The 20,959-nt window shown below is 58.7% G+C and carries 22 protein-coding genes; 9 read left to right on the forward strand and 13 right to left on the reverse strand.

The window, feature by feature from the left end; all coding sequences use genetic code 11:
* The first annotated feature begins 4 nt into the window (after positions 1–4).
* Together DK510_RS01760 and DK510_RS01765 are read left to right on the forward strand one after the other, a co-directional pair.
* Positions 5–511 carry a DUF721 domain-containing protein gene (locus DK510_RS01760; protein ID WP_108861099.1) on the forward strand — a complete coding sequence of 169 codons (507 nt, stop codon included), beginning with the start codon at positions 5–7 and terminating at the stop codon, positions 509–511.
* 14 nt (positions 512–525) lie between these two features.
* The gene (locus DK510_RS01765; protein WP_108861100.1) at positions 526–1,188 is read left to right on the forward strand and encodes a DsbA family protein; all 663 of its coding nucleotides are present in this window, start codon (positions 526–528) and stop codon (positions 1,186–1,188) included.
* A gap of 38 nt (positions 1,189–1,226) precedes the next feature.
* On the opposite strand, the gene lpxK is transcribed toward DK510_RS01765, so the two are convergent.
* From lpxK to DK510_RS01790, 5 genes are all read right to left on the reverse strand, one after another.
* Positions 1,227–2,225, reverse strand: coding sequence for a tetraacyldisaccharide 4'-kinase (lpxK, locus tag DK510_RS01770; protein ID WP_109310650.1), 999 nt, complete (start codon positions 2,223–2,225; stop codon positions 1,227–1,229).
* Complete coding sequence (locus tag DK510_RS01775; RefSeq protein ID WP_109310651.1) at positions 2,212–3,447, reverse strand: 3-deoxy-D-manno-octulosonic acid transferase; 1,236 nt, start codon at positions 3,445–3,447, stop codon at positions 2,212–2,214. Before DK510_RS01775 ends, lpxK begins: the two co-directional genes overlap by 14 nt.
* Positions 3,444–4,244, reverse strand: coding sequence for a 3'(2'),5'-bisphosphate nucleotidase CysQ (locus tag DK510_RS01780; protein ID WP_109310652.1), 801 nt, complete (start codon positions 4,242–4,244; stop codon positions 3,444–3,446). The genes DK510_RS01775 and DK510_RS01780 overlap by 4 nt, the downstream gene beginning before the upstream one ends.
* Positions 4,231–5,577 (reverse strand): TldD/PmbA family protein, encoded by a 1,347-nt coding sequence (locus DK510_RS01785; RefSeq protein WP_109310653.1) that lies wholly within the window; start codon positions 5,575–5,577, stop codon positions 4,231–4,233. The genes DK510_RS01780 and DK510_RS01785 overlap by 14 nt, the downstream gene beginning before the upstream one ends.
* Positions 5,578–5,752: 175 nt before the next feature.
* Positions 5,753–7,276 (reverse strand): DUF2125 domain-containing protein, encoded by a 1,524-nt coding sequence (locus DK510_RS01790; RefSeq protein ID WP_109310654.1) that lies wholly within the window; start codon positions 7,274–7,276, stop codon positions 5,753–5,755.
* A gap of 138 nt (positions 7,277–7,414) precedes the next feature.
* Here DK510_RS01790 and DK510_RS01795 point away from each other — a divergent pair, with 138 nt between their 5' ends.
* From DK510_RS01795 to DK510_RS01805, 3 genes are read left to right on the forward strand one after another with little or no spacing between them, the layout of a single operon-like run.
* Complete coding sequence (locus DK510_RS01795) at positions 7,415–8,158, forward strand: SDR family oxidoreductase (RefSeq protein ID WP_109310655.1); 744 nt, start codon at positions 7,415–7,417, stop codon at positions 8,156–8,158.
* The gene (locus DK510_RS01800) at positions 8,155–8,763 is read left to right on the forward strand and encodes an enoyl-CoA hydratase/isomerase family protein (protein WP_109310656.1); all 609 of its coding nucleotides are present in this window, start codon (positions 8,155–8,157) and stop codon (positions 8,761–8,763) included. Before DK510_RS01795 ends, DK510_RS01800 begins: the two co-directional genes overlap by 4 nt.
* Entirely contained in the window at positions 8,760–9,497 is a 738-nt protein-coding gene (locus DK510_RS01805; protein ID WP_109310657.1) for a VOC family protein, read from the forward strand. The genes DK510_RS01800 and DK510_RS01805 overlap by 4 nt, the downstream gene beginning before the upstream one ends.
* Here the strand turns inward: DK510_RS01805 and DK510_RS01810 are convergent, their stop codons facing one another.
* The gene (locus DK510_RS01810; protein ID WP_058272576.1) at positions 9,498–9,794 is read right to left on the reverse strand and encodes a hypothetical protein; all 297 of its coding nucleotides are present in this window, start codon (positions 9,792–9,794) and stop codon (positions 9,498–9,500) included. It lies immediately after the preceding gene.
* A gap of 48 nt (positions 9,795–9,842) precedes the next feature.
* Between DK510_RS01810 and DK510_RS01815 the strand changes: the two genes are divergently transcribed.
* Complete coding sequence (locus DK510_RS01815; RefSeq protein WP_109310658.1) at positions 9,843–11,027, forward strand: TIGR03862 family flavoprotein; 1,185 nt, start codon at positions 9,843–9,845, stop codon at positions 11,025–11,027.
* Here DK510_RS01815 and holA read toward each other — a convergent pair.
* The 4 genes from holA to DK510_RS01835 all read right to left on the reverse strand — a co-directional run bounded on the left by holA (position 11,024) and on the right by DK510_RS01835 (position 15,640).
* On the reverse strand, positions 11,024–12,052 hold the full coding sequence (gene holA / locus DK510_RS01820) for a DNA polymerase III subunit delta (RefSeq protein ID WP_109310659.1): 1,029 nt from the start codon (positions 12,050–12,052) through the stop codon (positions 11,024–11,026). The two genes, DK510_RS01815 and holA, sit on opposite strands and share 4 nt — an antisense overlap.
* Positions 12,049–12,540: an LPS assembly lipoprotein LptE gene (gene lptE, locus DK510_RS01825; protein ID WP_109310660.1), complete on the reverse strand. Its 492-nt coding sequence runs from the start codon at positions 12,538–12,540 to the stop codon at positions 12,049–12,051. The genes holA and lptE overlap by 4 nt, the downstream gene beginning before the upstream one ends.
* On the reverse strand, positions 12,527–15,079 hold the full coding sequence (gene leuS, locus DK510_RS01830; protein ID WP_109310661.1) for a leucine--tRNA ligase: 2,553 nt from the start codon (positions 15,077–15,079) through the stop codon (positions 12,527–12,529). Before leuS ends, lptE begins: the two co-directional genes overlap by 14 nt.
* 72 nt (positions 15,080–15,151) lie before the next feature.
* A complete protein-coding gene (locus DK510_RS01835; RefSeq protein ID WP_108861114.1) occupies positions 15,152–15,640 on the reverse strand; it encodes a DUF3576 domain-containing protein in 489 nt (162 codons plus the stop codon).
* Between the two features lie 283 nt (positions 15,641–15,923).
* Here DK510_RS01835 and DK510_RS01840 point away from each other — a divergent pair, with 283 nt between their 5' ends.
* Complete coding sequence (locus tag DK510_RS01840; RefSeq protein WP_109310662.1) at positions 15,924–16,952, forward strand: porin; 1,029 nt, start codon at positions 15,924–15,926, stop codon at positions 16,950–16,952.
* A 101-nt stretch (positions 16,953–17,053) separates the two neighbouring features.
* A complete protein-coding gene (locus DK510_RS01845) occupies positions 17,054–17,713 on the forward strand; it encodes a YggS family pyridoxal phosphate-dependent enzyme (RefSeq protein ID WP_109310663.1) in 660 nt (219 codons plus the stop codon).
* Here DK510_RS01845 and DK510_RS01850 read toward each other — a convergent pair.
* Both DK510_RS01850 and ribA read right to left on the reverse strand, forming a co-directional pair.
* On the reverse strand, positions 17,697–18,197 hold the full coding sequence (locus DK510_RS01850) for a L,D-transpeptidase (RefSeq protein WP_109310664.1): 501 nt from the start codon (positions 18,195–18,197) through the stop codon (positions 17,697–17,699). The genes DK510_RS01845 and DK510_RS01850 overlap by 17 nt on opposite strands.
* On the reverse strand, positions 18,194–19,288 hold the full coding sequence (gene ribA / locus DK510_RS01855) for a GTP cyclohydrolase II (RefSeq protein WP_058272568.1): 1,095 nt from the start codon (positions 19,286–19,288) through the stop codon (positions 18,194–18,196). Before ribA ends, DK510_RS01850 begins: the two co-directional genes overlap by 4 nt.
* Positions 19,289–19,449: 161 nt before the next feature.
* Here ribA and DK510_RS01860 point away from each other — a divergent pair, with 161 nt between their 5' ends.
* Positions 19,450–20,136: a response regulator transcription factor gene (locus DK510_RS01860; protein WP_058272567.1), complete on the forward strand. Its 687-nt coding sequence runs from the start codon at positions 19,450–19,452 to the stop codon at positions 20,134–20,136.
* A gap of 282 nt (positions 20,137–20,418) precedes the next feature.
* On the opposite strand, the gene DK510_RS23105 is transcribed toward DK510_RS01860, so the two are convergent.
* Entirely contained in the window at positions 20,419–20,556 is a 138-nt protein-coding gene (locus tag DK510_RS23105) for a hypothetical protein (protein WP_234998853.1), read from the reverse strand.
* Positions 20,557–20,959: the final 403 nt, after the last annotated feature.

Consider the following 20,959-nt stretch of genomic DNA (forward strand, 5'->3'; position numbering starts at 1 on the left):
CCAGATGCAGCGCAGACGTTCTTCGACCCGCGGGTTCAAACGCACCGCGACATTGCTGAACGACCAGATCAGGCGCGCCGGTGAAAGCCGGGGCTTTGCCGTATCACGCCTGCTGACCCATTGGTCCGAGATCGTTGGACAGGATATGGCCGCTATCGCGCGACCGGTAAAAGTGGGTTACGGGAAGGGTGGTATTGGTGCCACGCTGACGGTTCTGACCACTGGACCGCAGGCCCCGATGCTGGAGATGCAGAAGGAACAATTGCGTGGCAAGGTGAACGCGGTTTATGGCTATAATGCCATCAGCCGGGTGCGCATCACCCAGACCGCTCCGACAGGATTTGCCGAGGGGCAGGCCAGTTTCGACCACAAGCCGAAACAAGCGAAACCCAAGATCGAACCAGAAATAGAAGCCGAGGCAGACCGCGCTGCGCAGGAAGTTCACGATGGTGATCTGCGCGCAGCCCTTGAACGTCTGGGCCGTAACGTTTTATCCAAGCAAAAACGCTGAGAAAGGGCTGAGAAATGAGCCGTATTGCAACCGGAATTTGTGCGGCCGTCGCCGTGGCCGCTGGCGGTTATTGGCTGTCGCTGTCAAATTCCAACCCCGCCTATCCGCTGATTAGCAGCGCCGAGGCGCAAGAGGCCGATCTGGACACCTCGACCATCGTCGAGATGACTCTGGGCGCCGAAGACGCACCAGTCGAGATCATCGAATATGCGTCCTATACCTGCCCGCATTGTGCGAATTTCCACTCGGGAGCGTACAAGCAGCTCAAGAAGGATTTCATCGACACAGGTAAGGTGAAGTTCATCTATCGCGAGGTCTACTTTGACCGCTATGGCCTGTGGGCGTCGATGGTTGCACGCTGCGGCGGGCCCGAAAAGTTCTTTGGCATCTCCGACCTGATCTACGAAGGCCAGTCCGAGTGGACCAAAGCCGGTGGTCCCGCTGAAATCGTGGACGAGCTGCGCAAAATCGGGCGTCTGGCTGGTATCGACAATGATCAGCTTGAAGCCTGTCTGCAGGACGGAACCCGCGCGCAGACGCTGGTCGCTTGGTATCAGGAAAACGCCGAGCGCGACGGTATTCAGGCGACCCCGTCCTTCATCGTGAATGGCAAGCCGGTCGAGAATCAGTCCTATGACGGCTTCAAAAAGTTGATCGAAGACGAACTGGGCAGCTAATTGCTTTTACGACCGGCTCAATCCGGGCCGGTCGTCCTTCAGGGCGACGGGGCGATCTGCAAAAGCATCTGCCTGATCTTGTCCGCCTCATCGACCTTTAGACGAACCGGAAGCGTGATGACCTTGCTGCGAAACGCAGCCGGCAGGCGAACGGCGTCTTTTTCCGTGGTGACCATTTGCGCGCGCAACAAGCGGGCTTCGTTTTCAAGACGAGTCATCAGTGCGGGCGTCAGCGGCTGGTGGTCATCCAGCGCTTCGGCCCGCAGCAAGGTCGCGCCTTGTTGGCGCAAAGTGGCAAAGAACTTCTCGGGGTGTCCGATGCCCGCAAAGGCAAGAACAGGCGTATCGCTCCAATCCATGCCGGTTTGCAGCGGCTCAACCGCGCCGGTCGCATGTGGGACGGACAGTTTTTTCCCCCAGCGTTCGGCAAACTCGATTTGGGCATTAGCTTCGCCAAGAGACAGCACAAGATCAGCGCGCTGCAACCCGTCTTCCACCGGTTCCCTCAGGGGGCCAGCCGGGAGGCATAGTCCATTTCCAAATCCGCGCGATGCGTCCACCACAATGACCGAGAAGTCCTTGGCCACCGAGGGGTTTTGAAACCCGTCGTCCAGCACGATGACTGTGGCACCCGCCGCGGCGGCTGCCTTTGCTCCAGCGGCGCGGTCTTTGGCGACCCAGACATCGGCAAATGCCGCTAGCAACAGGGGCTCATCCCCGACCTGCGCCGCGGTATGCTTGCCGGGGTCCACGCGCACCGGCCCTTCGAGCGAGCCGCCATGGCCGCGCGTGACCACATGTGTCTCATGCCAGGCATCGCGCAATTGCTCGATCATCCAGATCACAGTCGGGGTCTTGCCGGTGCCACCCGCGTTCAGGTTGCCAATGCAAATGACAGGAACACCCGGGTTAATGCCGGGTTCCGAGGCGACCCGACGCGCCGTAGCGCCAGCATAGAGCCGCCCAAGCGGTGCCAGTAGCCGTGCGCGCAGGTCGAGCCGATCTGGCGCGGTATTCCAGAAATCAGGTGCTCGCATCGTCTGCACTCCGCTGGTCCAGGTAGTCCTGAATCATGTCGATTAGGTGATCCGCTTGCGGCGCACCCTCGGTAACGATCTGCCACCCGGCCAACGCCATATTGGCGGCATGATCCGGTGCCAACAGTTCCACCACTGCATCGCCCAGTTCGGTGGCGGACCTGACCGTGCGCGCGGCCCCGGCCCGGTCAAGCTGATCGTAAAGCTGTTGTTGGCTGTGCACAAACGGACCGTGGATCACAGCTGATCCCAGCGCCGTGGCGATCAGCGGATCCGCGCCCCCGGCGCCGCGTTCCAGAGAGCTGCCCATGAAGGTAACGGGCGATACCCGCTGCCAAAGACCCAGATCCTCGGGCACGGCGGAGAGGATCACCTGAGTCATATCCTCGATCGTCCCGCTTTCATCCCAGTTGGTACAGCGCAGATCCATCGCTTCAAGCCGCCGGTGCAGCGGTCCGGCTTCGGTAACATCGGCCACTTGCAATACCAACGCCAAACGCGGCAGCATGCGCATTGCCTGTCTATGGGCGCTGAGGACCGAGATGAATTCTTTGTCCTGGACCCACGCCGCTAACCAGACCGGTCGGCCAGATAGTGCATGGTTCACTTCGATCAGTTCGTCCTCGGGCCATGGGCGCGGATTTGGGCTGATATGAAGGGGCGGTGCCTCTTGCACCTTGTTCGAAGCGACGCCTAGCCGCCGAATTTGACGGGCGATTTCCGGTGTCGTGCACAGGATCGTTTGAAAACAGTCAATCGTGTATCTTGTGATATCGGGCAACCAACGGCCGCCCCGTGCGATTTTCACGTCCGCCTGTGCTTCGATCAACATCAGGGGAATCCCGCGTTCCTCGGCGCGCGTGATCACGTTAGGCATCAGGCCGCCCCCGACCCATATTCCGATATCCGGACGCCAATGGTCCAGAAACGCGCGCGCAGCCCCGGTTTGTTCGGCGGGCAGGTTGACCAAAGGGTATCCGCTGCTGGCCCATCTTGTCAGATCTGCATCAGGTGGCGCGGTCAGAACCACCGACAGATTGGGGCGCGTCTGCTGCAACCGCTGGCAAAAATCAACAATAGCGCGGTGACGTTCCCACGCATTTATGTGCAACCACAAAACCTCGCCCTCGGGGCGCGCAATATCGCCGTTGCTGGCGGTATTTTGCATACCCCAGGACAGCACGCGATAGGCGGCAAGGCTTAACGAGCGTGGCTTGCTCATGGTGCGATTCCAGGGCTTTCCGGTTCGAGTTGTTCCGACAGTAGCCCATAAACACCTGAACCCGCAGCGATCACACCGTTCAGACACGGAATTGCATTGTTGAACCGCAGAGGCAGCCCCGCGCGGTCCGAACACCGGCCGAGGGCTTCGCGTATAATCAGATCACCGGCGGCGATGTCCCATTCCCAACTGGGCCTGAGGGTCATCATCCCGTCAAATCGTCCCTGTGCAACAAGGGCCATGCGATAGGCCAGAGATGGCCTGTAGTTCCGTTTGAACTCGGGTACCTGCCCCTGACGCCAGTGTTGCGGCTGCATGTTGGGTTTCGCGGCCAACACCTCGGCGCTTTCCAACACACCGAGTTCGCTGACCCGGATCTTTTTGGTGTTGAGCGTGGCACCCTGACCTTTTGCTGCGGCATAAAGCAGGTTTCGCAAAGGCAGGTAGATCACAGCGGCCGTCACTTCGCCCTGTTCGGCGATGGCCAAGGAATGGGCCCAGGTCCGCGAGCCTTCGGCAAAGCTGCGGGTGCCGTCGATGGGATCAATGATGAAAACACGGTCTTTCGACAGCCTGTCAGCTGAATCCTCGGTCTCTTCGCTCAACCAGCCATACCCCGGACGCGCTGCGGGCAGCATTTGCTCAAGCATCGCGTTGACGGCCAGATCTGCTTCGGTCACCGGGCCGGCTCCGTCGGGTTTATCCCATCGTTGCGCCGTGGTCCCCGAAAACCGAGTGGCGATCTTTCCGGCTTCCAATGCGGCGTCAATCAGCAGTTGCAGGTCAGGTGCCGGCAAGTGTCATTCCTTCGATTAGGATCGATGGCACCACGCGGGACAAGTACGTACGTGCGTCATTTGCCGGAATAATCCGTTTCAGCATGTCACGCAGATTGCCAGCGATCGTGCATTCGTTGACGGGGTGGGTGATTTCCCCGTTTTCGACCCAAAAGCCTGATGCCCCACGTGAGTAGTCGCCGGTATTGGGGTTGATCGTCGATCCGATCATCGAGGTCACCAACAGGCCGGTTCCCATGTCACGCAGCAGATCGTCCCGGCTGTGCGTGCCTTGGGTCAGGCTCAGGTTCCAGTTGCTGGGCGACGGGGGGCCGGACACGCCACGCGCCGCATTCCCGGTCGAGGCCATGCCCAGTTTTCGTGCGCTGGCCAAATCCAGGGTCCACCCGGTCAGTACTCCGTTTTCAACAACGGCCCTTCGCTGTGTTGGCAAACCTTCGGCGTCAAAGGGGCGAGAGCCCGAGATACGCGGGCGATGCGGGTCTTCGATCAGTGACAGGTGTTCAGGCAGGACCTGCTCTCCCAGGTTGTCCTTCAGCCATGACGCACCACGGGCAATGGCGGCGCCGTTGCTGGCGGCCAAAAGATGACCGATCAGCGAAGACGAAATCCGCTCGTCGAACAGGACAGGGAATGTGCCTGTCGCGGGTTTTTGTGCCCCAATCAGCGCAACGGCGCGTTCACCTGCCGAGCGGCCAATCTCATCAGGGCTGCGCAGGTCACTCTGGAATGTGCGGCTGTCGCCGTCGTAGTCGCGTTCCATCCCTGTGCCTTGGCCCGAGATAGCAACGCAAGAGGTCGAGCGGCTGCTGCGGGAATACCCGCCGGAAAAGCCATTTGTGGCAGCCAGATGCACGCGGTGGGTGCCATAAGCGGCCGCGGCGTCTGATACTTGGGACACGCCTTCTATGGCCAAAGCGGCAGCTTCGGCAGCCAGTGCATCCTGCAAAAGCGTATCCGCCGATGGTTCCGGCGTCGGGTCGAATTGTTCCAGCGCCGCGATATCCCAGTCTTTTGCAAGCTGGTCGGGCGTGGCCAACCCTGTAAAAGGATCTTCCGGAGCTTCGTTTGCCATGGCCACTGCACGTTGCGCCATCGCCGTCAGCGTTTCGGGGCGACTGTCCGAACTTGAGACGATCGCCTGCCGCTTGCCTAGAAACACACGCAGTCCCAGGTCGGTGCCTTCGGACCGTTCCGCGTGCTCCAGCGCGCCACTGCGGACTTCAACCGATACCGATGAGCCATCCAGAACGATGGCATCCGCCGCTTCGGCCCCGGCTTTGCGGGCCGCGTCCAGCAGATTATGGCTGATTTCTTCGGGTGTGCGGGTCATGAGGCCTCCGGTCTGTGTGCATTCGACCTAGCCTTGGACCGCCGGTCTCGCAAGGCCTGCGGCTATTTTAGGTTGAGCAAACTATTGAAATGGAATTCGCCACGATGCGCCCGGTGCCGGAGTTCGCACCACGGGCGAAGGATTGGGAAGGCAGCAGTGCCGCCTTCCCGAAGTGTTACTTGATACGTTGGCCATTCGCCAGAATCTGACCATCCGCAGTGAATTCGATTTCCGAATTCAGCGTGTCAGGCTCGTCACCCGGTACGGCCATCAGACCCATCATCATCCGCGCGCCCATTGCATCGCTGTCTGACACCAGCCCCATCTCGATCAACTTGTCGATCAGGGCGTTGGCACCATTCAGTTTCAGCTTGGCAACGCCGGTCGGCGTGGGCATTCCGTCGAACTCTGAGACGTTGGAGTTGTCGAAGGTGAAATCGCCTTCACCTGTCAGCTTGGCTCCGACCAGAGACACCAGCAGTTCGTTGATCTTCAGCGAGTGCAACTCGCCCGGTGCGGCGTCAGATGTATCCAGGTTTTCGACTGCGGTAGGATCAAAGATGTTCAACAGAACCTTGGCGGTCCCGGTCGTATCCAGCGCAATGGTCGCCGGGTCGCGCGGCAGGGCGCCTGCTGGGTCGAACATGCTCCACAGAATATCCGACATGGTGAAGTCGGTCAGGTTCATGGCGAACCCAAACGGTTGGATTTCCTCGGATTTCTGCACCGGAATTTCAAACTTGAACCCGGCATTCTCCATCGCGATTTCGATCGGGAAAGGCAGGTCGGCCGTCGTCACTGCGACTTTCGCGCTGTTCTGCTCGATGTCATAGGCAAGACGCTCTGCGTCGATGCTGGCGCCAAATTTGCCACCCTGAGACTCGCTTCCGACCGAGAATGCCTCGCCTTCGCTGGTGCCTGCAATCGCGTTCTGGCCGGATCCGTAGGTGAACAGCCCCGAGAACGAGAAGCCCGCCTTATAGAAGGCCTGCGGGTCCGAGATGTCGAATTCGGATGGGATAACGTTTGTGCCCTCAAACGCCAGCTGGCTCATCGAGCCGTCAACCCTAGCCGTGTCGCCGCTGTCCGGGTCCTGGAACGCCATATCATAGGTCATCCCACCCGCGGTAAACTTCTGATCAATGTCACGGTTTTCGCCGATTTTCATGACCGAGCTGCCAGCCAGATCTGTCATGTTTAAGCTGAGCGCGAGCGCATCAGCGGGCATCTTTTCGCCGTCCACATTCAGACCATCCAGCTTGATACCTATCGTGTCGGCCGAATAGTCGTAGGTCATTTCGTCGGGCGAGCCTGAAACGACCAGGTTCATTCCGGTCTCAGAATAGTTGATATCGACCGAGAATTCCTCGCCATCTCCCTGGCCGGACACGGTCATCACATAGGTGTCAGGGAAATCGATGCTGACCGTGCCGTCGCCGTTTTCCGTCAGGCTCATTTCCGGAACGACCATCTGGAAGGTTGCATCCTCTTCCGGCAGGTCCATCGAAACAGCCATGTCGGCAATCGTAGTTACATTGCCTGAAACGGTTTCGTCGCCCGAAACGGTGTACCCCATCTGACCCAGATAGGTTTTCCAATCATTCCAGACATCCTGCGAGGTCAGGTCGGCAAGTGCGCCTTGTGTGATAACGGCATATGCCAATACAGCACCGCAACTGCGGCGAAGGAAAACGGACATTACAGTACCCTTCTAGATAATTTTGCCGGCATCGTCGTGCTTGTGACGTCGGGCGTCAAGGGGCAAGGGCTGGACCCTTTCCCCCTTCGCGCGGTAAGCATTCACACAAATTCAAACCGTTGGAGGTATAGGAACCAAATGCAGGGGAAAACCGTACTGATAACCGGGGCAAGCCGCGGCATCGGAGCAGAGGCAGGGCGCCTTTTTGCCGCAGCAGGTGCGAACGTGGCGCTAGTCGCGCGTAGCCGCGATCAGATCGCCGCATTGGCATCTGCGCTGGGCGAAAACGCAATCGCACTGGAATGTGACGTCAGTGATTTTGCGCTGGTCGAACAGGCCGTGGCAGATTGCGTCGACCGCTTTGGCGGTTTGGATGTTCTTATCGGGAACGCCGGCGTCATTGATCCGATCTTTCATCTTTCGAACGCGGATGTTGCGGCCTGGGACAAGGCGATCGACATAAACCTCAAGGGTGTGTTCTACGGAATGCGCGCTGCCCTGCCCATCATGCGCGCAGCCGGTGGAGGCACCGTGCTGACCGTATCATCAGGCGCGGCCTCGAACCCGGTTGAGGCATGGAGCCACTATTGTGCCTCCAAGGCCGGTGCAAAAATGCTGACGGAATGCCTCCATCTTGAGGAATCGTTGCACGGTATCCGCGCCATGGGTCTGTCGCCGGGGACCGTGGCGACGGATATGCAGCGGGTCATCAAGACAAGCGGTATCAACGCCGTCAGCCAGTTGGACTGGAGCGATCATATCCCTGCCGACTGGCCAGCGAAGGCGCTGCTGTGGATGTGCACGTCCGATGCGGATGAATTCTTGGGGACCGAAATCTCCTTGCGGCGCGAAGATATTCGACAAAGGGTTGGGCTGACGTGATCGAACTGAACAAAGAAGACGGGTTGTGGATCGTCACTCTGAACAATCCCGGCAAAGCCAACGCGTTGACCGGGGCGATGTTGACCGAATTGGCCGAAATTGCCGAAGCCGCCGCCGAGGCACGCGCGTTGATCCTGACCGGAGCGGGCAGCGTGTTCAGCGCCGGCGCCGATCTGGACGAGGCGCGCGCCGGGCTTGCAACCTCGGACGTATGGGAGCGTTTGTCGGGTGCGATCGCTGCCCTGCCCTGCCTGACCGTTGCCGCTTTGAATGGCACTTTGGCCGGCGGCGCGAACGGGATGGTGCTCGCCTGTGACATTCGAATAGCGGTCCCGTCCGCCAAGTTTTTTTATCCTGTGATGAAGCTGGGCTTTCTGCCGCAACCGTCCGATCCTGTGCGCATGTCGGCGCTGATAGGGCCGTCACGCACCAAGTTGGTCCTGATGGCCGGGCAAAAGATCACCGCGGACGAGGCCTATGCCTTTGGTTTGGTGGATCGGGTGGTGGCACCGGATGCGCTGATGCAGACAGCGCGTGAACTGGTCGCTGATATCACCGCCGCCGACCCCAAGATCGCTGCCGGTATTGCCGGGCTGTGCGGATGAGGCTGTCTGGCCTGCGACTACGCGTCGCCGATCCTGAACAACTGGGCAAATTCTATACGGATGTCCTTGGGATGTCGGTTCAGGCCCAGGGGGTGAGCCTGCGCATCGGCTATCCGGGGCAAGACGCCGATTTGTTGCTGATGCCTGGCGGCGGGGGCTACACTCATGACACAGGGCAACGTTATTGGAAAATCGGCATAACCGTACCGGATGTCGATTTGGCGGCCGCATTCCTGCGCGAAAAGGGAGTTGAGGCTTCTGACCCGAAACAGTTTCTGGACATCGGGTACATGTGTCACCTCAAAGACCCCGAAGGCTTTGTGATTGAGCTGCTTCAGCATGATTTCGAAGGCAACCGGCCGCCAAACGCTGCAGACCCGGGCGATCCGTTTGCACAGGCTTGTATCGGCCAGATCACCCTGCGCACCGGAAATATAGAAGCCGAGGATGAATTCTGCCGGGGCAAGGGCATGCGCCTGCTTTCGATGCAGGACATTGGGCAATACGGCTTTGATCTGCATTTTTACGCGTTCACCGACGAGGCTCCGCCAAATCCAGACCCTTGGTCAGTAGAAAATCGCGAATGGCTGTGGAAACGCCCCTACACAACGTTGGAGTTCCAACACGTCAAAGGCGTTAGGTTTGCCAATGTACCCGATTATCGCGGGTTGGAGTTTCAGGGGCTTGCCGCGCCGACGCGGGACGCGTTTGGCGACCCGGTTAATCCCGGCTGATCAACGACCTCGACGCTTGCCCGGAACTTTCGAGCGAAAGCCGGGCGGGCGTTTGCGAACCCAATTCAGGAATTTCTCCAGCCTCGGATGGGCGCGCAGGGCCTCGACGCTGTTGAATTCACGGGCCAATTCCGCCTCGGTCAGGGTCGCATGCACCTCTTTATGGCAGATCTGGTGCAGCAGGACGGTGGGTCCGCCCTTGCCCCCTTTGAGTTTTGGGATCAGATGGTGCAGGCTTCCGCCCCCATCCGGGATCGGGCGGTTGCAGAGCGGGCAGATCGGATCGCTGTTCGTCATGACGAGGGTAAGGTTGCGTCAGGTGGCGCGAAAGGCAAGAGGGCAGGGATGGCACAGGCACTGGTGATCGGCGGCGGACCCGCAGGCCTGATGGCGGCCGAGGAAATGGCCAAAGCCGGGCATTCCGTTGTGGTGGCCGAGGCCAAGCCTTCGGTGGCGCGAAAATTCCTGATGGCCGGGAAGTCCGGGCTGAATCTGACCAAGGACGAGCCGCTTGAGACTTTGCTGGGATCCTATGGTGAGGCCGCGACCTGGTTGGGACCGATGATTGCCGAATTCGATGCGTCGGACGTGCAAACATGGGCGCAAGGGTTGGGGCAAGAGTTGTTCACGGGCTCGACCGGGCGAGTGTTTCCGACGTCGATGAAGGCCTCTCCGCTGTTGCGGGCGTGGCTGGCACGGTTCGCAGAGGTTGGCGTGCAGATCAGAACACGTTGGCGGTGGGTTGGTTGGGACGGGGCCCAAGCCGTATTCGACACGGATGATGGCAGGAAGAACCTGTACCCCGATGTGACTGTTCTTGCGCTGGGTGGGGCAAGCTGGTCGCGGTTGGGATCAGACGGAGCTTGGGCATCGGTGCTGACGGGTAACGGCGTGCCCCTCACACCTTTCGCACCCGCAAACTCAGCCATTTCCGTGGAATGGAGCCCCCGTATGCAGCCGCATTTTGGCGCGGCATTGAAATCTGTGCGGTGGAGGGCTGGAGAAATTGAAAGCCGGGGCGAGGCTACGGTGTCGGCGAAAGGGTTGGAAGGGGGCGGATTGTACTCACTGACCCCGGCCTTGCGTGACAGAGCACCACTTTTTGTCGACTTGGTTCCGGATTTGGATGCCGATACGTTGCGCAGCCGTTTTGCGTCAAAGAAATCAAAAACAACCCTCTCACAATGGCTGAAGAAATCTCTTCACCTGTCTCCGCAAAAGGTTGCCCTGTTTCATGAAATGTCCAAGCGCGACGGCCAGACCCAATCGCTAGACGTGAGCGTGATCAAGCATCTGCAGATCAAACACTCCGGCCTGCGTCCGATGGACGAGGCCATCTCCACGGCAGGAGGCGTGCCACGTGCGGCGCTTAATGAGGGGCTCATGCTGACTGCATGTCCCGGAGTGTTTTGCGCGGGCGAGATGCTGGATTGGGAGGCCCCGACCGGGGGGTACCTTCTGACAGCCTGCCTGGCGACCGGCCGTTGGGCTGGGCGTTCGGCGGCATATTGGTTGGATCAAAGCGGTTAGCGGGTCCGCGCCAGCATCGCCAAACGGATCATGGCACGTTCGACCAATGCCATGGCCGGTGCCGTTTGCCCGGCCGAGCGCAGCGACAGGTCCGTATCTGTCAGAACCGTCAACGCAGTTTGCAATTTTGGCGCACCCCACCCTTGGGCCTGACGCAGAATGCGGTCGCGCCGTTTCCCATAAACCGGGGGGCGCAGCTTTCCGATGCCCTGTGCTGCTCCGCCCGGATCGGATGCGCAGGCGTACAAAGTGCGGAAGTGCCTTGTCGCGCCGATGCACAGGCTGACCGCATTGGTTCCCTGTGATTGCAAACGTCGGATCAGCGGGCCGATTTCACCCGCGCGACCATCGGCAACCACGTTCAGCACATCATCCAGGGCGGCCTCGGTCGAGCGGGGCGCGCAGGCTTCGACGTCTTCAATGTTCAGCTCGGAACTGTCACCGCGCTTGTAAAGCGACAGTTTCTCAATCGTTTGGGTAAAGTCACCGGGGCTTATACCGGTTGCCAGCTCAGCAATCGCGGCCATCGAATCGCGCGGGATGTTCTGCAAACCGGCCTCAGAAAGTATTCGTTCGACTTCGGCCCGGGATGGTGGGTCGTCATAGATACCTACCGCATAGGCCGAGCGGTGCGATTCGAACGCTTTGCGAATCTTGGAACTGGCCTTTAGCTGTCCGGCGGTGACGATGATCTGGGCATCGCCAGCCACCCAATCTTCCAGCGCGGCAAGGATTGCTGGGGCGGCCGTGTCGGTTGTGTCTTCGACGAATACAGCGCGTGGCCCGGGAAAGAACCCGACCGCCTTGACCGCGTCCAGCAACAAGGCCGGATCGCCACGCAGATCGCTTCCGGGCAGGCGGGTCAGCCGCATCTCTTCTTCGGCATTGGCGCCCAGCAGAGCGGCCAAAACCTGTTGCCGCTTTAGCGCCACGCGCATCGCATCCGCACCGTAGATCAACAGCCCGGTCTTATCCGCGTCGGGTCTCGAGAAATATCCCTCGGCCTCGCGCGGGCTCAGCTTCATGCGGACAGGTCCGGCGTGGCGTACAGCCGACTGATGATCTGATCGGACAGAATCACCATCAGGCGCTGCGTTGCATCCCGCTCATCAGCCAGGGTGGATACGGTGGAACCGGCAGCCGAATACCCCACGAAGTCCGTCACCGAGCCCGAGGCAAGAACTTGCCCCGTCGCATTCGATCTAAGCGAATAGTTGGCAGTCCCGTTGATGATAAGACGGTTGGTTTCGTTCGTTGAGGTAATCGATGCCGCCACCGTCTGGGTCACGACGGAAACGTCCAGACTGTATTCACTGCCGGATGTTGCGCTACGGCCCAGCTTTTGTTCCAGATCTTCTACCAGAAGAAAGCTGGTGACCGTGTTTGGTGCCGACACTTCTACGCGACCAAAAAGCGCCGAGCCCGATCCGCCCGGAGCGTACACAGGTTCAAACCCGCAGGCGGCAAGCGCCAAGGGCATCAGCAACAAGGTTCTGCGGTTAAACGACGACATTCACGATCCGGCCCGGTACAACGATTACTTTCTTGGGTGTAGCGCCATCCAGCGCCTTTTGCACAGCTTCGGTGCTCAGCGCGACTTTTTCAACCTCGTCCTTGGGCATATCTTTGGCCACGCTGATTTCCGCGCGGCGCTTGCCGTTGATCTGGATCGGCAGGGTGACGGTGTCGTCCACCAGCATAGCTGCATCCGCAACAGGCCATGGTGCCGTGGCAACCAGTCCTTCGCCACCCAGCAGCTGCCAAAGCTCCTCGGACAGGTGTGGGGTCATCGGCGACATCAGCTGTGCCAGCGTTTTGGCGGCCTCGCGTTTGGCCGCGGTGCCCGCCTTGGATTTGGCCAGCGTGTTGGTGAAAGCATAAAGCTTGGCGATTGAGGCGTTGAAGCCGAAAGATTCGACGCCGCCAGTGACGTCATGGATGGCTTTGTGCATCTCGCGCAGCAGGGTTTCATCCTCGGCATTGGCCGGAACATCCGATTCGGCGATTTCCGTCGCGATCCGATGCACACGGCTGAGGTGCTTGAACGCAGCCTCGGCCCCGGATGCGGTCCATTCCACATCCCGTTCAGGCGGCGAATCGGACAGGACGAACCAACGCGCGGTATCCGCGCCGAAGGCCGAGATGATGCTGACCGGGTCGACCACGTTTTTCTTTGATTTCGACATCTTGGCCGAGGGGATAATCTCAACGTCGGTGCCGTCGGCCAGTTTTCCGTCGGTCACATCTTCGGGCAGGTGATAAACCGGACGGCCATTGGCGTCGCGTGTCTGATAGATCTCATGCGTGACCATGCCTTGCGTGAACAACGCATTGAACGGCTCGATGGCTTTCTTAGGCAGGTGACCCGTGATGTTCATCGCCCGCGCGAAGAAGCGCGAATAGAGCAGGTGCAGAATCGCGTGCTCGATACCGCCGATATACTGGTCGACATTCATCCAGTATTCGGCCTCGGCCAGATCGGTGGGTGTGTCAGCGCGTGGCGCGGTGAAACGGGCAAAATACCACGACGAATCGACGAAGGTGTCCATCGTGTCGGTTTCGCGTTTGGCAGGCGCGCCGCAAGACGGGCAAGGGGTGTCACGCCAATTGGCATGGCGGTCCAGCGGGTTGCCGGGGATCGAGAAGTCGATGGGTTTGCCGTTGCCATCGTCGTAAGGCAATTCGATCGGCAGATTCTCTTTCTTCTCGGGCACGGTGCCACATTCGTCGCAATGCACGACCGGAATCGGGCAGCCCCAATAGCGTTGACGGCTGAGCCCCCAATCGCGCAGGCGATATTTGGTGACGCCTTCACCCCAACCTGCTTTTTCCGCGAAATCGACGGTGGCGTTGATCGCCTCATCCCCAGTGGCCTCGGTCAGGCCTGCGAAATGGTCCACCCAGCGGACTTTTTCAGTTTTCGGCGGCACAAAGGCGATCTTGTCGACCGGCGTATCGTCATCCGGTGCAAAGAAGGTGTCGATGACCGGCAGGCCATACTTGCGGCAGAAATCAAGATCACGCTGGTCATGCGCGGGGCAGGCAAAGATCGCGCCAGTTCCGTAATCCATCAGGATGAAGTTGGCGATCCAGACCGGCAGTTCCCAGTTCGGGTCCAGCGGGTGACGCACGCGAATGCCGGTGTCGTAACCCAGCTTTTCGGCCGTCTCGATGGCCTCTTCCGTGGTGCCGCCCTTGCGGCATTCGGCAACAAATTCAGCAACTTCGGGGTTTTCGACCTCAAGCTGCTTGGCAATCGGGTGATCCGGCGAAATACCAACAAAGGATGCGCCCAGCAGCGTATCGGGCCGAGTCGTATAGACGGTGATCGGCTCTTCATCATCGGTGCGTTCGAACCCGAATTGCAGCCCGCGCGACTTGCCGATCCAGTTTTCCTGCATCAGCCGCACTTTGGCGGGCCAGTTTTCCAGCGTATCAAGCGCATCCAGCAATTCTTCGGAATAGTCCGAGATTTTGAAGAACCACTGAGTCAGCTCGCGCCGTTCCACCAGCGCGCCCGAGCGCCAGCCACGTCCATTTTCCACCTGTTCATTGGCCAGAACGGTCATGTCGACCGGGTCCCAGTTCACCACGGCGTTCTTGCGGTAAACCAACCCAGTATCGAGCATATCGAGGAACAGAGCCTGCTGCTGGCCATAATATTCGGGGTCACAGGTGGCGAATTCGCGGGACCAGTCTATCGACAGGCCCAGTGGCTTCATCTGACCGCGCATGTCGGAGATGTTGCTATAGGTCCAGTCTTTCGGGTGGCCGCCAATGGCCATGGCGGCATTTTCCGCGGGCATCCCAAAGGCATCCCAGCCCATCGGGTGCAGCACGTTATGCCCTGTGGCCAGCTTGTGACGCGCAATGACGTCGCCCATCGTATAGTTGCGCACATGCCCCATATGGATTCGCCCTGACGGGTAGGGGAACATCTCAAGCACATAATATTTCGGCTTGTCCGCCTTATGGTCGGCGGTGAAGATCCCGGCCTTGTCCCAGGCCTTTTGCCATTTTGCTTCGATTTCGGTGGCCAAGTAGCGCGACATTGTGCGGTCCTTCGTGAATGAAAACGCCGGGCGTGAACCCGGCGTGGTAATATTGTGATTTTCAGCGGGTGGCTAGAGTTTGTTGTCCGCAATGCGCAACTGGCGTGCGCGATTCAGGATCGCATCCTCGACCGCCCGGGCCGTTGCAGCGCTGACCGGAGCGCCTCCGCTGCTTTGCAGTGCTACCGAAAGCGACCGCGCCGCCAGGGCCGGGTCACTTATATGCACAGTCGCGCGATAAGAACGTCCGCCACCAGGAGGCGTGCCGTAACCTGTTACGATCACGCCGGTAAATGGATCAACTTCCTGAATTGGGAGGAAATTCAGAACATCCAGTGAGGCCGCCCACAAATACCGGTTCACATTGACGATCTGTTCGGCATTCCCGCGGTTGAACACGTCCCAGATTGTTGTGCGTTCTGGATCGTTCAGCTCTCGTTCTTCTGTACGTGTGCTATCTGTATACAGCAACGCGGGATTCGGAGCTGCACTCTGATTCTGTCCGCAGGCCGACACGGCAGCAGTCATTATGATCAAACCGAAAATCGTCTGCAGGCGCATTGTCGACTGGTCCTGTTTCACTTGGTCTACTTTATTACGTGTTACTCCTAGACAAGGTCCAGTTCAGCAACAACCCTATTCTTGTTACACATGTCAGTGTGGACGGCAGATTAGCCCCCGAATATCGACTGTGGCATCCTTGCACCAATTTGGGGCCAATGCACCCTTCACATTTAAGGCAAGCTTGCGTGAAGGGGGTAATTCGAGCGAAACGGTTCCCGTGCTGAGACATGTGCTGAGGCATGTGTCGAGTAGAAAAACTTTTGAAACCGAGGGAAACAAGATGAAAAAAGTTCTCTTCGCATCGACCGCTCTGATCGCAACCGCAAGTGTTGCAGCGGCCGACGTTAAATTCAGCGGCTATGGCCGTTTTGGTATTGGCTACTACGAAGACCGTACCGGTGACGTTCCGAACTTCACCGTTGATCAGGCAACTGGCGAAGTCACTCGTGACGGCGACGCAGAAGTCGACACCGACAACACTATCCTGGTCTCGCGCTTCCGTCTGAACATCGACGGCACTGCAGAAACCGATGGCGGCGTTGAGTTCTCGGCTCGTGTTCGTCTGCAGGCTGATGAAAACGCTGACAATGGCGAAGCCAACTCGGCTGGCCTGAACGGCGCACGTTTCTCGGTCATCTACGGTGGTCTGCGTGTTGACGCCGGCAACGTTGCGGGTTCCTTCGACAACCTGGCAAACTACTACGGTAACGAGCCTGGTCTGGAAAGCTTCATCGGCCAGTATTCGGGCGTTGACTATAGCTTCCTGGGCTACTCGTCGACCGGTTCGGGTTCGAACGCAGTGTTCTTCCAGTATGCAGTTGGCGATTTCGCCTTCGGCGCGTCATATGACCAGGCAACTGTTGCTCTGGACGGTGTTCCGCAGGACGCAGACCGCTGGGACATCAGCGCAACCTACAGCTTCGCCAACGTTACCGCCGCACTGGCCTATGGTCAAACCAAGGCGAACGTGAACAGCGCAAGCGAAAAGCAGTCGCTGACCGTTCTGACCCTGGGTGCAGAATTCGGTGACTTCTCGGGTACTCTGTTTGTAGCTGACGATGACGTTGTAAACGCTGATCGCAACGGCACCGCATACGGTCTGTCGCTGGCCTACAACCTGGGCGCGGCAACCACTCTGACCGCTGCTTACGGTGACGGTTCGGCGGATGACGACCTGCAGCAATATGGTATCGGCGTTAAGTACGACCTGGGCGGCGGTGCATCGCTGCGCGGTGGTCTCGGCCAAGAGAAGCGCGGCGACGGCGACAGCCGTGTACGTGCCGACTTCGGTGCTCAGTTCAACTTCTAAGTTGAGCTAAACCACAAAGTTTAAGGGCGGGTCTTCGGACCTGCCCTTTTCTTTTGCGCGGACTTGGTGTTTTCCTGCCCCAAAGCAGAGAGAGGAAATCCATGTCGCTGCACGACATCACTGCCCGCATCGCCAAGGCCGAATCCGCCGCCGGACGACTTGCGGGATCGACAAAGCTGATCGCGGTTTCAAAGGTCCAGCCGAATGAACGTGTTGAGGCTGTGCTGAGCCAAGGCCACCGCTGTTTTGGGGAAAACCGCGTGCAGGAAGCGGCCGAAAAGTGGCCGGGCTTTAAGGAGCAATTCTCAGGGATAGACCTGCATCTGATCGGACCGCTGCAAACCAACAAGGCCCGGCAGGCAATTGAACTGTTCAACGCGATTCACTCGGTGGATCGGCCCAAGCTTGCCAAAACGCTGGCACGGTTGGCGCAAGAGGTTGGCCACTGCCCGGATCTGTTCATTCAGGTCAATACCGGAGAAGAAGAGCAAAAAGCAGGGATCATGCCGGTTGATGCGGACGCCTTCATCGCCGAGTGCCGCGAACTGGATTTGCCGGTTCAGGGTCTGATGGCAATCCCGCCGGTTGAAGAGGAACCCTCGCTGCATTTTGCGTTGCTGGCCAAGATCGCCGAACGCAACGGTTTAGAAGGGCTCTCGATGGGGATGAGCGGTGACTTCGAGCAGGCGATCGCGTTGGGGGCCACCCATGTGCGCGTGGGGTCCGCCATCTTTGGCGAGAGGGTCAAACCTGCGGGATAATCAGACGCGTTCCGGGGGAAATTCTACGCGCGATCCAATGCAGATGGTCGCGGCGAAAAGCGACACAGCCTTCGGTCGGGTAGCCGGGGCGTCTCCACTGGTGAAGGAAAATGGCTGATCCCCGGCCTGACACAGAGTTCGGCCAGTTCCAGTCGGTGATCAGAACAAGATCGTACAGGGGGTCCGCGCGCCGCAGCTTTTCGTGGCTGGGGGCATAGGGCGCGCTGACCATCTGATTGTACTGGCTGTCCGCGCTGTCATCAGACCAAAGATCGCCGGGGCCTATTGGGATGGCCCATGAGGACGGAGCTGCTATTCTATCTGGTCGAAACAGCATACTGACTATGTGATGCACACCGATTGGCGTTGCCCCATCGCCTTCGTGCTTGTCATCCGTCAGGCCGCCTTTTCCGATCGAACAAGTAAAGAGGCGCCCGGCAAACCGGATGCCCCGCGGAGTAAGAACCAGATCGTCCGGGGTCACAGCAAATGGCCCGACTTTGCGGCCTTGGTTGCCAGGTATCCCCGATTATGGGCTGTTTCGCCCACTTTCAGCGGTACTCTTTCGGTCACCGCGATGCCTGTCTTTTCCATCATCGCGATTTTCGCCGGGTTGTTTGTCAGCAATCGAACCGACGAAAACCCAAGTTCTTTCAGAATGTCCGATCCCAGTCGGAAATCACGTTCATCGTCTTCGAACCCCAATCGGTGATTGGCCTCGACCGTATCAAAACCCTGATCCTGCAGGAAATAGGCCCGCATCTTGTTGGCAAGGCCGATGCCGCGCCCTTCTTGATTGAGGTACAGCAACACGCCTGCGCCCTCGGACCCCATCTGGGCAAGCGCACCACGCAGCTGCGGCCCGCAATCGCATTTCAAGCTGCCCATCAAGTCGCCCGTGAAACAGGCCGAATGCAAACGGGCCAGCACAGGTTTGCTTCGGTCCGGCCGCCCAATTTCCACGGCATAATGCTCTTCTCCGCCATCTTCGGGGCGGAAAACGTGCAGCCGACCGGCCTCGGACACTTCCATCGGTAGGCGTGCGGCGGCAATGGCGTGCAGCGCACTGCGGTCCGCCAGATGCGGCGCGGCACGGGTGTGGTCAATGCAGGTCAGGCCATGTGCCACCGCAAAATCGCGACCGTCATCAATTGGAACCACCACGGCGGCGGGCAAGAGGCGTGCGGACTTCGTCAAAGCGATGGCAATACGGTGCAGGTTGGCACTACCCTGACGCTCGGACATCAGGGGGCCTTTCATTGGGGTATTCAGATCATCCGAGGGATCGGCGACCGCCTGAACCCATGCGATGTCGGTGTCTGATGGGATGATTACCCGTGCGAGGTCGCCATCATAGGCGCGTGCCTTCAGCGTTTCTGCGCGTCTTACGGTGATCGCGACCACAGGCTGACCTTCGAAGTTCCGTAGGTCGGCCAGCCGTTGTGCGCTTAATGTCTCAGACGCTATCGCAATGACGCTGAACCCGCTGTCATCAGTCAAAACGACGGGAACGCCCATACGCAGATCCGCGCGGGCCCGTGCCAGCAATTCCGAGATATCGGGGATAAGACTCATCTATGTTACCCTATAACGTGTTGGTCTTCGTCTAACCCGAACAGAAGAAAAAGTGAAACAATTCCTCTGCGTCAGACACGAGGGCGTGAGACCATTGCAGTAAATCTTGTTGATTGCATCTTCCGCACGCAAATGGTGGAAAAGGCTTAGGAGGACCGGACATGGCTCAGCTCAAGAAAATCCTGCTGGTGGATGACGATGAAGATCTGCGCGAAGCGCTCAGCGAGCAACTCGTGATGACCGAGGATTTCGACGTGTTCGAAGCGGCAGACGGTCAATCCGCCATGGAGCGTGCACGCGAGGCGATTTACGATCTGGTCATTCTGGACGTTGGTCTGCCGGATACGGACGGTCGTGAGCTGTGCCGTCTGATGCGCAAGCAAGGCGTCAAAAGCCCGATCCTGATGCTGACCGGCCATGATAGCGACGCAGATACGATTCTGGGTCTGGATGCCGGCGCCAATGATTACGTCTCTAAGCCGTTCAAATTTCCGGTCCTACTGGCCCGCATCCGCGCGCAGCTACGTCAGCATGAGCAATCCGAGGACGCGGTCTTTGTGCTGGGGCCGTATACCTTCAAGCCTGCGATGAAGATGTTGATCACCGAAGAGGATCGCAAGATCCGTCTGACCGAGAAAGAAACCAACATTCTCAAGTTCCTGTACCGCTCGGCAGATGGCGTGGTCGCCCGCGACGTCCTGCTGCACGAGGTCTGGGGCTATAACGCCGGTGTCACCACACATACGCTGGAAACCCACATCTATCGTCTGCGCCAAAAGATCGAACCCGATCCATCGAACGCGCGCCTTTTGGTCACAGAATCGGGCGGATATCGCTTAGTCTCGTAACTCCGGGTGGATTGACGTGGATCAAAGTGATACTCTGGATGTGTAATTAGAGTACTCCCAACCCGCGCATGTCCGGGTTATGACATGCACCTCCCTGTTGGACTGCCGGGCCTTATGGCCCGGCTTTTTTTGGGACGGGCTGGTGTGAATGAATGTCCGGTTCGAGCCTTTTGTGTGCGTCACTATTGGGCGAGGCGCAGCCGAAAAAAGTAATCATTGCGTGACTTGCCATCTATCCGAACGCCGTCGAGATGGGTCGCTATTTTTTCAAATCCGTGTCGCTCAAAAAAAACCAATTGCTCGGTAGTTTTCAGTATCAACAAATAGTTCCAGTTGCTCGACCTTTGACAAGAGAGCCTCGCCTATCACCCCACTGACAAGTGCGTCTGCAGCGCCACTGCTATGGTAAAGAGGGCTCACATAGAAGGGTCCAAGTTCGGCGCGATGGCGCGTTTGTTCTAGCGTTTCGGGGCGGTAACGCAGAAACCAATTAACTTTTCTCCGTCGAATACTCCGCGCATAGTACCCGTCCTTAAAATATTCCTGGCGCGGTCTATACTTGTTCGTAGCGCCTCTTCCTCAGTAATCAAAAAACCTAAAGGGAATCCACACACGCCCTCCAATCTGAGCGAGAGCCATACTTCCGCGAAGTCTGCATTCAAAGTTTGGAATGAAAATACCATGGAGTATCACAGCCTAAGTTTATGAACCGAATATCTTTCAGCCTTAGAGTAGCAATCAGTGTTCTGCATTCAAGGGCGGCTTTGTCCGCTTAGCTGCTCTTCCTCGATCGTTTCCTATGGCACCCCATCCCTCACCACGC

The sequence above is a fragment of the Ruegeria sp. AU67 genome, from assembly GCF_900312795.1.
In the GTDB taxonomy this organism is placed as follows: domain Bacteria; phylum Pseudomonadota; class Alphaproteobacteria; order Rhodobacterales; family Rhodobacteraceae; genus Ruegeria; species Ruegeria atlantica.